Here is a 13,914-nt window from a genome sequence, read left to right as displayed (position 1 = left end):
GACATGACACGCAGAAGGACACTCAGCGGCAAGAAGAAGCTCGGCCTGCTGGTCGGTTCGCTCGCACTGGCGGGCACCGGCGCCGGGGTCCTGGCCGCCACCAGCAACGCCAGCACCGAGGGCACGGCACAGTCCTCCACGGCCTGCACCGGGCTGGAACAGGCCCTGGCCAACAACGAGAAGTTCATCGCGGACCAGCGGGCCAATCCGGATGCGCAGTCGGAGGCGCGGATAGCCAATCGCCAGGCCGTGATCGAGGAGATCAAGCGAAAGCAGCAGGCATCGGGGTGCGCCGTCGGCGAGGGCACGGGCCAGGCCGGGGCGGAGGCCCCGGCCGATGGCGGCGCCTCGGCCTCGGCTCCCGCCTCGGAGGCGGCCCCGGATCCCGGCGCCGGTGACACCGGTGCCTCCGGCGAGGTCGTCTGCGCGGGGTCGACCGTCACCTTGTCCGGTGAGGGCGGGGCCCCGGCCGCCTCCAGCAATCAGTTCCCGGTCGGCACGAAGCTGAAGGTGACCAATCTGGACAACGACAAGTCGACAACCGTCTCCGTCACCTCGACCTCGGGCAGCTGTGCCCTGCTGAACAACGCCGCCTTCGAGCAGGTCCGCGAGCAGGGCAAATTCCTGATCCGCAACGCGCGCATCGAACGCGTGGGCTGAACCGGCGGCACACCGGACGCCATGCGGCGGTCGGTGTGCCGCGGGGGTGCGCACCGGCCGTACAGCGGCGGTGTGCCGGCGCCGGGGGCAGGCCGTGGATCACTTCGCAGACCGCCGAAGCGTCCACGGCCTGCCCCAACACGGGCATGAACCGCCGATCTGACCGCCATGTCCGACTGTGACCGGTATCGCAGGGTGAGGGCGCGGCACCTGGGTACCCGCTCGCCATGGACAGAAATGAGCAGCCACTGCTCACACCCGATCTGCCGCCGGTCGTTGACGTACCGGATCTGACCTTCCCTCCTCAGGGACGGCACTCCGATGAGTCGAAGCGCACGGCGGAGCGGGACGGCGAGAAGGAAACCCCCTCCTCCGCCCCCGCCTCGTCCCCCGACCAGCGCCCCATGGCGGCGTAACCGACATCCCCCGAAGGTCCCCGGGGCATCCCCCGGACGTTCGCCTTCCCTCAGATATCCCCCGGCCATCCCCCGGACGCGCCCCGTGTCGCTGCCGCGACGCGCCTGAGCCCGTCGGGATGATCTCGCGTACTCCCCGTGTTGAGGATGGGCACGGGGAGACGTCAGGCGAGTCTTCGCACAAGGGATGAGGGGACGGACATCATGCCGTTGCAGGGTGAGTACGAGCCGAGCCCGGAGAAGTGGGTACGCGATCAGGTCGACCTGATCGAGAGCTCCGGCGGCCTCGAGGGAACGACCTTGCGGGGCCTGCCCGTGGTCGTTCTGACGACGCGGGGCGCGAAGAGCGGAAAGATCCGCAAAACCCCGCTGATGCGGGTGGAGCACAACGGCACCTATGCCGTCGTCGCCTCGCTGGGCGGCTCCCCCAAACACCCGGTCTGGTACTACAACGTCCTGGCCGACCCCCGCGTCGAGCTCCAGGACGGCCCGATCCGGCAGGACATGACCGCGCGCGAGGTCACCGGCGAGGAGAAGGCCGTGTGGTGGGGGCGCGCGGTCGAGGCGTACCCGGACTACGCCGAGTACCAGACGAAGACCGACCGCCAGATCCCGGTATTCGTCCTGGATCAGTCGCCCACCGGGCACTGACCCCCGGCGCCCGGCGCGTCCCACCGCGCCGGGCACCCGTGGATCGCCCGGAGGCCCTGTGTGATCCACGTCAAAGCATGTCTGTCCAACAGATCGGGTAGCCGGGGGCTGACCCGGAATCCGTACCGAGGAAGTGCGCCACATGAACGCAGACAAGTCCGACTTCGTGCCGATCTACGACAGCCTCGTGGCGGAGCACGGCGATGTCCCCGCCGAGGCCCGGGAGGCGGCGGAGGAAATCCAGCGGGAGGCCGCCGAGGCCCTGGACTGGAGTACGGTGCGCGGCGGCGGCTGACGCGCACCGGCCCCGTCGCCCGGCCCACCGGATCCGTGTCCCGTGAGCGGCCGTCCGCGATACTGCCAGGAAGGCCGCTCGACACCCCTCACCTTCGATAAGCTGCTGATGACGCACTGTGCTTGACGGCGTCGACGCTTATCTCACGAGGGGAAACAGTTGACTACAGGGGTCGAGACTTTCGAGTTTCAGGTCGAGGCGCGGCAGCTTCTCCAGTTGATGATCCATTCGATCTACTCGAACAAGGACGTCTTCTTGCGGGAGCTCATCTCCAACGCTTCCGACGCGCTGGACAGACTGCGCCTCGAATCGCTGCGTGACGAAAGCCTTCAGGCGGACACCTCTGATCTCCATATCGCCATCGAGATCGACCAGGAGTCGCGCACACTGACCGTCCGCGACAACGGCATCGGCATGTCGCATGACGGAGTCGTGGAGCTCATCGGCACGATCGCGAACTCCGGCACCGCCAAATTCCTCAAGGAGCTGCGGGAGTCGAAGGACGCGGCCGCCTCCGCGGACCTCATCGGGCAGTTCGGGGTGGGCTTCTACTCCAGCTTCATGGTGGCCGACGAGGTGACCCTGGTGACCCGTCACGCGGGGGAGAGCCAGGGCACCCGCTGGGTCTCCAGCGGCGCGGGCACCTACACGATCGAGCCGGTCGACGACGCGCCCCAGGGCACCTCCGTCACGATGCGGCTCAAGCCGGAGGACACCGAGGACCACCTCTACGACTACGCCTCGCCGTGGAAGATCCGGGAAATCGTCAAACAGCACTCGGATTTCATCACCTGGCCCATCAGGATGGCCCCCGCCCAGCCCCCGGCCACGGCGGAGGACGAGGCGGAGGAAGGCGAGGAGAAGGCGCCCGAGCTCGAGACCGTGAACTCGATGAAGGCGCTGTGGGCCCGTCCCAAGGGCGAGGTCACCGACGAGGAATACCACGAGTTCTACAAGCACATCAGCCATGACTGGGCCGATCCGCTCGAGACCATCCGCATGCAGGCGGAGGGCACCTTCGAATACCAGTCGCTGCTCTTCATTCCGGCCCGCGCACCGCAGGACCTGTATATGCAGGACCGCAAGCGGGGGGTTCAGCTCTATGTCAAGCGCGTCTTCATCATGGACGACTGCGAAGCGCTGATGCCGGAATACCTCCGCTTCATCAAGGGCGTGGTGGACGCGGCGGACCTCTCGCTGAACGTCTCGCGGGAAACCCTTCAGCAGGACCGCCAGATTCAGCTGATGCGGCGGCGTCTGGTGAAGAAGGTGCTCTCCACGGTGAAGGACATCATGTCCTCCGACGCGGAGCGCTACGCGACCTTCTGGAAGGAATTCGGCCGCGTCCTCAAGGAAGGTCTCCTCGGCGACCTGGAGAACCGCGAGGCGATCCTCGAAGTGTGTTCCTTCGCCTCGACCCATGACGCCGAGCAACCGACCACGCTGCGCGGTTACGTCGAGCGCATGAAGGACGGGCAGGAGCACATCTACTACATGACCGGCGAGTCCCGGTCGATCGTGGAGAGTTCGCCCCATATGGAGGCGTTCCGGGACAAGGGCTTCGAGGTGCTCCTCCTCACCGACCCCATCGACGAGCTGTGGGTCGACGCCGTGCCGGAGTTCGACGGCAAGCAGCTCCGTTCCATCGCCAAGGGCCAGGTCGATCTCGACTCCCAGGACGAGAAGGACGAGGAGGCGGAGGCCGAGCGGGAGCAGCGGCAGAAGGACTTCGCCGAGTTGCTCTCCTGGATGACGACGACGCTGAGCGAGCAGGTCAAGGAGGTTCGGCTGTCCTCACGGCTGACCACCTCCCCGGCCTGCATCGTGGGTGACACCTTCGATGTCACCCCGGCCCTGGAGAACATCTATCGCTCCATGGGCCAGAGCATGCCCCAGATCAAGCGCATTCTGGAGATCAACCCCACCCATCCGCTGGTCAGCGGGTTGCGCAAGGCCCACGCCGAGCGCAAGGACGACAGCGGGCTCGCGGAGACGGCCGAGCTGCTCCACAGCATGGCGCTGCTCGCCGAGGGCGGTGAGCTGAGCGATCCGTCGCGCTTCATCAAGCTGGTGGCGGAGCGGGTGCAGCAGACGCTCTAGCCACGCCTCGGCGTGACGCGGGGCGGGCCCACTCGGGCCCGCCCCGCTTCGTGTCGGTCACCGTCCGCCGAGGCAGGCCGACGCGGAGGCGTCGATCAACTGCCGCAGCGCGCCGTGGTAGACCTCGTGGTCGGTCAGCGCGGGCAGGACGACGGCGAGGTTGCCGGTGAGGGCCGGGAAGTCCTCGGGGTCCAGCGCGGCGAGCGCCGTACGCGCGGCGGAGCGCACCTTCTTCACGTCGCGGTGGTCGACGAAGGCGACGGCGCCGAGAGTGAGCAGATACAGCCGCCGGTAGACCCGGATCGCCGCGTCGGGTGTCATTCCGGCGGCGACGCTGTGTGCCAGCTGCGGCTCCACCAGGCGGCTCAGCAGATGCGGGCCCCACCAGGCGCGGCCCGAGCGCAGCGCCACAAGACCGGGATGCTCGATCAGCACCTCGTAGAACGCGGAGAAGCGGGTCTCGGTGGCGGTGGCCCAGTCCAGGTCCTGCCCCACCAGCGGCATCCGCGCGGCCAGCCGGTCCGCGCACGCGTTCACCAGACCGTCGAAGTCGCCGCAGCGGCGGAAGACCGTGGCGTGGGAGACCCCCAGCAGCTGCGCCACCCTGCGGAAGCTCAGCGCCTCGGGCCCCTCGTCGTCGACGACGGACAGGGCCGCCTCGGCGATGGCCTCCAGGGTGGGCTGATCGGCTCGGTCCCGGTTGCTTCGCACGACCCGAGCGTACCAGTGGTTGTTACAGTGTTTCAGTGACTCTTTCCATCGAAGACGTACGAGCCGCGGCCCAGCGGGCCGCGGGACATATCCGGCCCGTGGCGCTCGCGCCGGTGGAGCAGGGGACGTGGGGTGCGGCCGAGGGATGGCTGGCCCTGGAGTTCCTCCAGTACACCGGCACCTTCAAGGCGCGCGGCGCGTTCAACTTCACCAGGGCCCACCGGGAGGCGGGCACCCTGCCCGGCACGGGTGTCGTCATCGCGTCGGGCGGAAACGCCGGGCTGGCGTGTGCCTGGGCGGCCGCACGGCACTCCGTGCCCGCCACCGTGTTCGTGCCCGAGACCGCTCCCCCGGTGAAGGTCGACCGGCTGCGCCGGCTCGGTGCCGAGGTCCATCAGATCGGCACCGAGTACGCCGATGCGCGGGATGCCGCGCAGAAGCACGCCGCCGAGACCGGCGCGCTGCTCTCGCACGCGTATGACCACCCGCTGATCGCCGCCGGGGCGGGCACCGTGATGGAGGAGATCCTCCGGGCCCGGCCCGACCTGGACACCGTGGTGGTGGCGGTCGGGGGCGGCGGGCTGTTCACCGGTGTCGCGGTGTCCGCCCTGGAGCACGGGGTGGGGGTCGTCGCCGTGGAGCCGTACGGGAGCCGGGCCCTGAACGCCGCGCTGGAGGCCGGTGCGGTGGTCGATGTGCCGGTGGACTCGGTGGCGGCGGACTCGCTGGGGGCGCGCCATGTGTCCTCGGACGCGCTGGCGTGGGCCCGTAAGGACGGGGTGCGGTCCGTCCTGGTGTCCGACGAGGCGATCGTCTCCGCGCGACAGGCCCTGTGGGACGAGCGCAGGATCGCGGTCGAGCACGCGGCGGCCACGGCGCTTTCGGCCCTGACCTCCGGTGTGTACCGGCCACGGCCCGGGGAGAAGGTCGCGGTGCTCCTCTGCGGCGCCAACACCGACCCGGCGGACCTCACCCGGGCCCGTTAGCGGTATGGCCGCGGGCCGGGCCGGGGCAGCTCGGGTCTCACGACAGTGGACGGGCCCGTACGGCAGTCCGACCGGATGCCGTACGGGCCCGTTCCCCGTGGCCGGCTACGCGCCGTCGTAGGCTGCCCGGAGCGCGGCGATGTCCAGCTTGCCCATCTTCATCATCGCCTCGGTGGCCCGCTTGGCCTTCTGCGGGTCCTGGCTGCTGATCATCTCGAGGAGCGCGGTGGGGACGATCTGCCAGGACACCCCGAACTTGTCCTTCACCCAGCCGCAGGGGCCCTCCTCGCCGCCCTCGGAGAGCCTGCTCCAGTAGTAGTCCACCTCGTCCTGGTCCTCGCAGTGGACCTGGAAGGAGATGGCCTCGCTGAAGGTGAACTCGGGCCCGCCGTTGAGCCCCACGAACTTCTGTCCGTTGGCCTCGAACTCGACGGTCAGCACGGTCCCCGCCGGGCCGCCGGGCTCGACCCCGGTGTAGTGCGTGATCCGTCCGAGCCTGGAGTTCTTGAAGATCGAAACGTAGTGCTGCGCCGCCTCTTCGGCCTTGCCGTCGAACCACAGACACGTGGTGAATCCGTCGCCGGCCATCGGTACCTCCTGCGCTGGGGAGCGTTTAACCCTTCAGACCGCTCCCGCGCCGGGAACTCATCGGTCCTCGGCCGGCGGATTTCCGGTGAGGTAGTGGTGCAGCCGGCAGGAGCCCTCGAGCATGGCCGTGGCCCGCTGGGCGAGCCCTTCCTGGCGCTGCGCGATGACCGTGCGCAGGGCCTCGCTGCCGCCGGTGCGGCGCAGGCCGTCCAGGACGGGCCGGATCTGGGGCAGCGGATAGCGGACCTGGCGCAGCAGGTCGATCATCCGGGCGTCGCGGACATCGGACGGGCCGTAGACGCGGTAGCCGGTGCCCGGGTCGCGCCGCGGGCGCAGCAGTCCGGCGGACTCCCACACCCGCAGGGCCGAGGTGCGCAAGCCCAGACGGGCGGCCACCTCGCCGATGCGCAGCGGCCCTGAGCGGGACGGCGCCGAGGTGTCCGTGTTCTGCTCGGCGACCGCTTCGAGCGCCTTCCCCGCCTCCTGGAGGGAGAGCCGCTGGTCATGGAGCGCGGCATGGCCGGCGTCGACCAGGGTGAGCGCCAGGGCGATGTCCTCGGCGTGCACGGCCCGCATGACCTCGCGGGCGGTCTCCGGGCCATATCCCGGCAGCAGGGCCCGGAAGGTCACCAGGGCTCTGCGGTGCCGGTCGCCGAGTCTGCGGTATCCGGCGGGGGTGCGGGCGGCCGGGGGCAGGATGCCCGCGTCGACGTAGTTGCGGATCTGCTGGGTGGAGACACCCGCCATCCGGGCCAGATCGACGGGGCGCAGCGCGGCGTCCGTACGGCTCACGGTTCGTCACCTTCGAGGCAGGGGTTCACGGGCGAGTTGAAGGTTAGCGCCCGCTCCCCCACGGCACATCCAGCGGCCATGGGAAGGAAATCCGCGAAAAGTCTCAACGTGCACTTCAATGAAACACTTGAAGGCATGGATGTCAGCGAAATCAAGGTCCGTGGTGCCAGGGAGAACAATCTCCAGGGCGTGAGTGTGAACATTCCCAAGCAACGCCTCACGGTCTTCACCGGTGTCTCCGGCTCCGGTAAGTCCTCGCTCGTCTTCGACACCATCGCCGCGGAGTCGAGGCGGCTGATCAACGAGACCTATTCGGCGTTCGTCCAGAACTTCATGCCGACGTTCGGCCGTCCGGAAGTCGACTCGCTGCGGAATCTGAGTGCGGCGATCATCGTGGACCAGGAGCCGATGGGTGCCAACTCCCGTTCCACCGTGGGCACCGCCACCGACGCCCACACCCTGCTGCGGATCCTGTTCAGCCGGATCGGCAGCCCTTATGTCGGCCCTCCCCTCGCCTTCAGCTTCAACACCGCGGAGGGCATGTGTCCGCGGTGCGAGGGGCTCGGCAAGGTCACCGACATCGACATCGGCCAACTCGTCGACACGGAGAAGTCATTGAAGGAGGGGGCGATCACCGTCCCCGGATTCGAGGTGGACAGCTGGCACTGGCAGGTTATGGCGGCCTCCGGCCTTTTCGACCCCGATATCAGGGTCCGGGAGTACGCCCCCGGGCAGTGGGAGGACTTCCTCCACAAACCGGCCACCACGATCAAGGTGGGGAAGAACAACCTCACCTACGAGGGGCTGGTGACCAAGGTCCGCCGGCTGTACCTCGGGAAGGACCGGGAGACGATGCAGCCGCGGACGCGTGCGTTCGCCGACCGGGCCATGACCCTGACCGAGTGCCCCGAGTGTGAGGGCGCCCGGCTGTGCGAGGCCGTCCGGTCCTGCCGGATCGACGGCCGCTCCATCACGGAGTGCTCGGCCCTTCAGATCAGCGATCTCGCGGAGTTCGTACGCGGTATCCGGCACGATTCCGTCGGGCCGGTTCTGGAGAACCTGTGCGCTCTCCTGGACTCATTGACCGAGATCGGGCTGGGGTATCTGAGCCTGGACCGGGAGTCCTCCACCCTGTCCGGTGGCGAGGCCCAGCGGGTGCGGATGGTCCGGCACCTCGGCTCCAGCCTGACCGATGTGACCTATGTCTTCGACGAGCCCACGGTGGGCCTGCATCCGCATGACATCGAGCGGATGAACCGTCTGCTGCTCCAGCTGCGCGACAAGGGCAACACGGTGCTGGTCGTGGAGCACAAACCGGAGACCATCCGGATCGCCGACCATGTGGTGGACCTGGGGCCCGGCGCGGGGGCGGCGGGCGGGCGGATCTGCTACGAGGGCGACCTGGCCGGACTGCGCGCCTCCGACACCCTCACCGGACGCCATCTGGACCACCGGGTGCGGCTGCGCGAGAAGGCGCGGCGGCCCACCGGGCAACTGCCGGTCCGGGGCGCGCGACTGCACAATCTGCGGGATGTGAGCGTCGACATCCCCCTCGGAGTGCTCACCGTCGTCACCGGTGTCGCCGGATCGGGCAAGAGCTCCCTGATCCATGGGTCGCTGTCCGGGCGGGAGGAGGTGATCGTCGCCGACCAGTCGGCGATCCGTGGCTCCCGCCGCAGCAACCCGGCCACCTATACGGGGCTTCTCGATCCGATCCGGACCGCGTTCGCCAAGGCCAACCGCGTCAAACCGGGTCTGTTCAGCGCCAATTCCGAGGGTGCCTGCCCCCTGTGCAAGGGCATCGGGCTGATCTACACCGATCTCGCCATGATGGCCGAGGTGGCCTCGGTGTGCGAGGGCTGTGAGGGCAAGCGGTTCCGGCCCGAGGTGCTGACGTACCGGCTGCGCGGACAGAACATCAGCGAAGTCCTGGGCATGTCGGTGGCCGAGGCGCGGGAGTTCTTCACCACCGGTCAGGCCCGGGTGATCCTGGACCGGCTGACCGCGGTGGGGCTGGGCTATCTGGGTCTCGGCCAGCCGCTCACCACACTCTCCGGGGGTGAGCGCCAGCGGCTGAAGCTGGCCATCCATATGGCGCGGAGCGGTACGACCTACGTCCTGGACGAACCGACCACCGGACTGCACCTCGCCGATGTGGACCAGCTGCTCGCCCTGCTCGACCGCCTTGTCGACGCGGGCAACACGGTCGTCGTCATCGAGCACCACCAGGCCGTGATGGCCCATGCGGACTGGATCATCGACATGGGTCCGGGGGCGGGGCATGACGGCGGTCAGGTGGTGTTCACCGGCACCCCGGCCGACCTCGTGGACACCGGCGGCAGCCTCACCGCCGTCCACCTGCGCGGCTACGTCAAGCAGGCGTGAGCCCCCGCCCCGGTGATCCCGCCCCGCCCTCATGGCTCGGGACGGGACCACCGGTCCGCCACTGTGCGTCAGGGGGCGGGCGGGGGCGCGGGAGCGCCCGCGGGCGGCGGGATCTTGGCGTACGCGGCCGTGGTGGCGCCGGTCTCGGCGGGCGCCACCACGCTTTCGCGCGGCATCAGGGCGTCGCGTGCCGCGCCCGGGTCCCAGCCGGTGTCGACCACCCGCTTCTGCACCAGGATCGCGGCTCCGAGGACCGCGAGGCCGAGCAGCAGGATGACGACGAGTCCGGCGGCGCCACCGGCCTTGCCCGCGTTGCCGATGAGCGCGCCGAACCAGCCGAAGTCGGCGTCGCCGAAGGTGGTGTTCTGGTCGCCGAAAGCGCCGAGCACCTTGAGCAGCAGGGCGGGGAGGAAGGTGATGAGCAGCCCGTTGAGGAGCGCCCCGACCACCGCGCCGCGCCGGCCACCGGTCGCGTTGCCGTAGACCCCGGCCGCGCCGCCGGTGAAGAAGTGCGGCACCAGGCCGGGCAGCACCAGGGCGAGGCCGAAGGCCGGGTTGAACACCATGGTGAGCAGGGCCAGACCGATCAGCCCGCCGGTGAAGCTGGAGAGGAAGCCGATCAGCACCGCGTTCTGCGCGTACGGGAACACGATGGGCGCGTCCAGCGCGGGCAGGGCACCGGGGACGACCTTCCGCGCGATCCCCTGGAAGGCCGGGACGAGCTCGCCGAGGATCGTACGGACGCCGAAGAGGATCACCGCGACCGCGATGCCGAACTGGAGCCCCTGCATCACGGACTGCATCAGATAGTTCCCGGTACCGGTGGCCACGGCGCCGCCGGTGCCCGTGGCGAACGCCTTGAAGGCGGCCTTCTGCCCCTCCTTGACGAGCAGGAGGACGGCCATGACCAGGTAGATCAGCAGCATCGACAAGGCGGTGGCCACCATCGAGTCGCGCAGGAAGCGCAGCCCCTCGGGGAGCTTCATCTCCTCGGTGGAGCGGCTGCGCCTGCCGACCACCTTTCCGGCCGCGCCCGCCACGATGTATCCGGCGGTGCCGAAGTGGCCGATGGCGACGGTGTCGCTTCCGGTGACCCGCTTGGTCCAGGGGTGGGCGAAGGCGGGCATCGCGACCAGCATGATGCCCAGCAGCACACCGCCGACGGCCACCACGGCGACGGTCGAGCGGCCGCCGTTGGCCAGGACCACGGTCAGCAGCGTGGCCATGAACAGCATGTGGTGGCCGGTCAGAAAGACATAGCGGAGCGGGGTGAACCGGGCCAGCACCAGGCTGACCACGAAGCCCAGGATCATCAGCCAGGCGACCCGTGAGCCGAACTGGTCCTGGGCGATGCCGACGATGGCCTCGTTGGTGGGGATGACGCCGTGGGCGCCGGTGACGCCCTGGATCATGGTGCCCAGCGGGGCGAGGGAGTCGGTGACCAGTCCCGCTCCCGCGCCGATCAGCAGAAATCCGAGGGTCGCCTTGATGGCGCCGCCGATGATCTGCCCGGTGCTTCTCCTCATCGCGATCAGTCCGACGGCGGTGATGATGCCGATCAGATACGCGGGTTCGCTCAGAATCTCATTGACGAGAAACGTGGCGAGGGTGACAAACCAGCTCATGGTGCTTCCTCTGTCCCCGTCGTTCAGACGTCGTACGTGTCCCGGAGCACCGCGTCCACCTCGGCGGTGCTGGTGAAGTCCTGGACGACCTTCACGGGCCGTCCCACATCCCCCAAAGTCCTGGCGATCTCACGGGAGGTGAGCAGGACCACGGCCTCGGACGCCTTGCCCTTCGCGGAGATGGTGTCGGTGGCCTCCACGGTGACGAACCTGGACCAGCCCCAGCGGTCCAGCACCTGCTCCAGAGTGTTCTTGAGGAACAGGCTGGTGCCCACGCCATTGCCGCAGACGGTGAGGATCTTGTGCAGCGAGGCCGCTCGGGGCCCGGAGGCGGCGGACGGTTCGGGTCCGGCGGACGGTTCGGACGCCTCGGCGCCGTCCCCGGTCAGCACCGCGTGCAGCGCCTCCGGGGTGGGCGCCGCCGCGAGGGCGGCCGCGGTGTCGGGGTCGCCCAGGAGCCGTGCCAGGCTCGCCATCGCGGAGGTGTGCGCGGCCGTGTCCTTGGCGGCCAGGGCGACCACGAGGGTGACCGGGTCGTTGGACTCATGCCCGAATTCCACGGGCTCGGCGAGCCGGACCCAGGACATCCCGGTGGTGAGCACCGCCGGGGACGGCCGGGAGTGGGCGAAGGCCACCCCGGGGGCGATGACGATATACGGCCCGTTCTCCTCGACGTTGGCGACCATCTCGCGGGTGTACTCGTCGGTGGTGGCTCCCGTTTCCACCATGAGACGCCCGGCGGCGCCTATCGCCTCACGCCAGTCGGGCGCCCGGACGTCAAGCCGTACGGCCTCGACCGGGAGCAGGTCTTTCAGATCTTCCATGCAGGTCATCATGGATGACATGGGCACCGTCACACAGCCCCCGGGGGTGGAAGCGGAACGGTAGCCTCCGCGCCGTTGGACAAGCATACGAAGACGAGGGCCGCGAGCCCCGCGCACCCCGCGGCGGCCACCAGGGCACCGGGCAGCGACCAGGCGGCGAGCGGACCGGCGAGCGCCGCGCCCAGGGCGAAGCCGGTGAGCTTCAGGCTGGCGCCGGTGGTGAAGACCTGACCGCGCAGCCGCTCGGGCGCCTCCCGGTGGCGCACCGCGAACAGGGCCGTGAGCAGCGGGCCTTCGGCGGCGCCGGTGAGCAGCGCGGCGGCGATCACCGGGGCCGGATGGCCGATGGCCGCCAGCAGGGGCGCGAGGGCGAGCAGCAGGGCGCCACCGAGGAGCACGGTGTCCGGGCGCGGTGGGCGCGGGTGGCGGGAGAGGGCCGCGTTGGCCACGAGGGCCGATGCGGCGGTGGCGGACAGCAGCAGGGCGCCACGGTCGGCACCGCCGAGTACGGCCGCGCCGAGCGGCGGGCAGCAGGTGAGCAACGCGCCTTGGCCCACACAGGAGATGACGGAGGTGGCGGTGGCGCGGGCCAGGCGCCGGTTGCGGGCGACGACCCGCAGCCCGGCGGTGAGATCGGCGCGGACCGAGGAGGTGGGCGGCGGCGTGGAGACGGGCCGCTCAGGCGCGGGGAGCGCCCACGCGGCGGGCAGCGCGAGGCCGATCAGCGCGATGGACACCGCCACGGCGGCCGGCGCCCCGACCGTCCCCGCCACGGCCCCGGCGAGTGCGGGCCCCACCAGCGCGGCGAGGCTGAACGTCATCGCGTCGAGCGCGTTGGCACGGGGCAGGCCCCCCGGCGGCGCCACCCGCGGCAGCTGGGAGGTCCAGCCGCCGGACAGGGCCGGTCCCAGCAGCCCCGCGCCCACGGCGAGAAGCACCGTGAGGGCGAACGGCAGCCGCTCCAGGGCCAGGAGGATCGCGGTCAGCGCCGCCGCGTAGAGGGCGAGTGCCGCGGCCAGCAGCCGCCCCGGCCGGGCGGAGCGGTCGAGCAGCACCCCGAAGAGCGGCCCGCCGAGCGCCGCCGCGACCATGATGCCCGCCAGCAGCGACGAGCCGGAGGTGGCGGAACCGGTGAGCGCCGGTCCGGCCAGCAGCAGCGCGGGCCCGGACATCTCGTCCCCCGCGCGGGCGGCGGCCGCGCCGCCCAGATAGCACCTCATCGCGTAACGCCCCAACATGCCCATCACGTTATGCAGCTAACGCAAAATCTCGCCAGGTGCGTTACATTGACCCCGTGTCACCAGCCTCGAACGACGACCGGTCCACCCGGCATTCGGTACGGGCCACCGCCCGCCGCACCGCCGCCCTCGTCAACGCCCTCACCGCGGAGCCGGATCCGGATCCCGGCGCGATCGCCGGCATCCTGCTCGACCACGGCGAGCTCGGCCCGCTCGAGCTCACCTCCGGCGATGTCGCGGGCCTGCGCACCGCCGCGCTGCGGCTGCGCGAGGTGTTCGCCGCCGACGGTGTCGACGAAGCCGCCGGAGTGCTGAACCGGCTGCTGCGGGAGGGCACGGGTCCGCTGCGGCTCAGCTCGCACGACGGCCGCTCGCCCTGGCATCCGCATCTGGACAGCGATGACGAGGCGCCCTGGGGCGAATGGTTCCTGGCCTCGTCGTGCATGGCGCTGACCGTGCTGCTCTGGGAGGGTCAGCGCCCGCCCGGCGGTCTGTGCTCCTCCCCCGGCTGCGGCGATGTCTTCCTCACCGTGGGCAGCGGACCGGAGCGCCGCTACTGCTCACGCCGGTGCGCGACCCGGGAGCGGGTGGCCGCCCACCGGCGTGCCAAGGCCGGATCCCGGTCCCCGTAAGGACTCCGGCG

14 protein-coding genes are annotated in these 13,914 nt (G+C 70.2%); 8 read left to right on the top strand and 6 right to left on the bottom strand.

From position 1 onward, the window contains the following. Window positions 1-3 precede the first annotated feature (3 nt). From NQU54_RS20505 to htpG, 5 genes are all read left to right on the top strand, one after another. Window positions 4-660, top strand: a complete 657-nt coding sequence (locus NQU54_RS20505; protein ID WP_069872262.1) for an SCO2207 family protein — start codon at window positions 4-6, stop codon at window positions 658-660. Window positions 661-887: 227 nt separating this feature from the next. Continuing rightward, the gene (locus tag NQU54_RS20500) at window positions 888-1,076 is read left to right on the top strand and encodes a hypothetical protein (RefSeq protein WP_069872260.1); all 189 of its coding nucleotides are present in this window, start codon (window positions 888-890) and stop codon (window positions 1,074-1,076) included. 204 nt (window positions 1,077-1,280) lie between these two features. Next, window positions 1,281-1,727: a nitroreductase family deazaflavin-dependent oxidoreductase gene (locus NQU54_RS20495; protein WP_257632321.1), complete on the top strand. Its 447-nt coding sequence runs from the start codon at window positions 1,281-1,283 to the stop codon at window positions 1,725-1,727. Between the two features lie 142 nt (window positions 1,728-1,869). Then, window positions 1,870-2,022 (top strand): hypothetical protein, encoded by a 153-nt coding sequence (locus NQU54_RS20490; protein ID WP_167499930.1) that lies wholly within the window; start codon window positions 1,870-1,872, stop codon window positions 2,020-2,022. Window positions 2,023-2,181: 159 nt separating this feature from the next. Then, complete coding sequence (htpG, locus tag NQU54_RS20485) at window positions 2,182-4,122, top strand: molecular chaperone HtpG (protein WP_257632320.1); 1,941 nt, start codon at window positions 2,182-2,184, stop codon at window positions 4,120-4,122. A 57-nt stretch (window positions 4,123-4,179) separates the two neighbouring features. Here htpG and NQU54_RS20480 read toward each other — a convergent pair whose 3' ends face one another. After that, the gene (locus NQU54_RS20480) at window positions 4,180-4,833 is read right to left on the bottom strand and encodes a TetR/AcrR family transcriptional regulator (protein ID WP_257632319.1); all 654 of its coding nucleotides are present in this window, start codon (window positions 4,831-4,833) and stop codon (window positions 4,180-4,182) included. A 35-nt stretch (window positions 4,834-4,868) separates the two neighbouring features. On the opposite strand from NQU54_RS20480, the gene NQU54_RS20475 reads away from it, so the two are divergent. Next, window positions 4,869-5,819, top strand: a complete 951-nt coding sequence (locus NQU54_RS20475; RefSeq protein ID WP_257632318.1) for a serine/threonine dehydratase — start codon at window positions 4,869-4,871, stop codon at window positions 5,817-5,819. A 105-nt stretch (window positions 5,820-5,924) separates the two neighbouring features. Here the strand turns inward: NQU54_RS20475 and NQU54_RS20470 are convergent, their stop codons facing one another. Together NQU54_RS20470 and NQU54_RS20465 are read right to left on the bottom strand one after the other, a co-directional pair. Continuing rightward, a complete protein-coding gene (locus NQU54_RS20470; protein ID WP_079256227.1) occupies window positions 5,925-6,407 on the bottom strand; it encodes a VOC family protein in 483 nt (160 codons plus the stop codon). Window positions 6,408-6,464: 57 nt separating this feature from the next. Then, entirely contained in the window at window positions 6,465-7,199 is a 735-nt protein-coding gene (locus NQU54_RS20465) for a MerR family transcriptional regulator (protein WP_069872247.1), read from the bottom strand. A 135-nt stretch (window positions 7,200-7,334) separates the two neighbouring features. On the opposite strand from NQU54_RS20465, the gene NQU54_RS20460 reads away from it, so the two are divergent. Then, window positions 7,335-9,584 (top strand): ATP-binding cassette domain-containing protein, encoded by a 2,250-nt coding sequence (locus tag NQU54_RS20460; protein ID WP_257632317.1) that lies wholly within the window; start codon window positions 7,335-7,337, stop codon window positions 9,582-9,584. A gap of 68 nt (window positions 9,585-9,652) precedes the next feature. Here the strand turns inward: NQU54_RS20460 and ulaA are convergent, their stop codons facing one another. Genes ulaA through NQU54_RS20445 form a run of 3 tightly spaced genes read right to left on the bottom strand, consistent with a single transcriptional unit; the run spans window position 9,653 to window position 13,253 of the window. Then, the gene (gene ulaA / locus NQU54_RS20455; RefSeq protein WP_257632316.1) at window positions 9,653-11,209 is read right to left on the bottom strand and encodes a PTS ascorbate transporter subunit IIC; all 1,557 of its coding nucleotides are present in this window, start codon (window positions 11,207-11,209) and stop codon (window positions 9,653-9,655) included. A 23-nt stretch (window positions 11,210-11,232) separates the two neighbouring features. After that, window positions 11,233-12,033, bottom strand: coding sequence for a PTS sugar transporter subunit IIAB (locus NQU54_RS20450; RefSeq protein ID WP_257632315.1), 801 nt, complete (start codon window positions 12,031-12,033; stop codon window positions 11,233-11,235). A 29-nt stretch (window positions 12,034-12,062) separates the two neighbouring features. Then, the gene (locus NQU54_RS20445; RefSeq protein WP_372505967.1) at window positions 12,063-13,253 is read right to left on the bottom strand and encodes an MFS transporter; all 1,191 of its coding nucleotides are present in this window, start codon (window positions 13,251-13,253) and stop codon (window positions 12,063-12,065) included. Between the two features lie 74 nt (window positions 13,254-13,327). On the opposite strand from NQU54_RS20445, the gene NQU54_RS20440 reads away from it, so the two are divergent. Continuing rightward, complete coding sequence (locus tag NQU54_RS20440) at window positions 13,328-13,903, top strand: CGNR zinc finger domain-containing protein (RefSeq protein WP_257632313.1); 576 nt, start codon at window positions 13,328-13,330, stop codon at window positions 13,901-13,903. Window positions 13,904-13,914 lie beyond the last annotated feature (11 nt).

Source organism: Streptomyces malaysiensis subsp. samsunensis (assembly GCF_024519315.1).
GTDB lineage: Bacteria > Actinomycetota > Actinomycetes > Streptomycetales > Streptomycetaceae > Streptomyces > Streptomyces malaysiensis.
This window is presented reverse-complemented; position numbering and strand designations above follow the sequence as displayed.

Coding starts and splice junctions, on each gene's coding strand:
- NQU54_RS20505 (WP_069872262.1), top strand. CDS start 4: ATGACACGCAGAAGGACACTCAGCGGCAAGAAGAAGCTCGGCCTGCTG.
- NQU54_RS20500 (WP_069872260.1), top strand. CDS start 888: ATGGACAGAAATGAGCAGCCACTGCTCACACCCGATCTGCCGCCGGTC.
- NQU54_RS20495 (WP_257632321.1), top strand. CDS start 1,281: ATGCCGTTGCAGGGTGAGTACGAGCCGAGCCCGGAGAAGTGGGTACGC.
- NQU54_RS20490 (WP_167499930.1), top strand. CDS start 1,870: ATGAACGCAGACAAGTCCGACTTCGTGCCGATCTACGACAGCCTCGTG.
- NQU54_RS20470 (WP_079256227.1), bottom strand. CDS start 6,407: ATGGCCGGCGACGGATTCACCACGTGTCTGTGGTTCGACGGCAAGGCC.
- NQU54_RS20460 (WP_257632317.1), top strand. CDS start 7,335: ATGGATGTCAGCGAAATCAAGGTCCGTGGTGCCAGGGAGAACAATCTC.
- ulaA (WP_257632316.1), bottom strand. CDS start 11,209: ATGAGCTGGTTTGTCACCCTCGCCACGTTTCTCGTCAATGAGATTCTG.
- NQU54_RS20450 (WP_257632315.1), bottom strand. CDS start 12,033: ATGGAAGATCTGAAAGACCTGCTCCCGGTCGAGGCCGTACGGCTTGAC.
- NQU54_RS20445 (WP_372505967.1), bottom strand. CDS start 13,253: ATGAGGTGCTATCTGGGCGGCGCGGCCGCCGCCCGCGCGGGGGACGAG.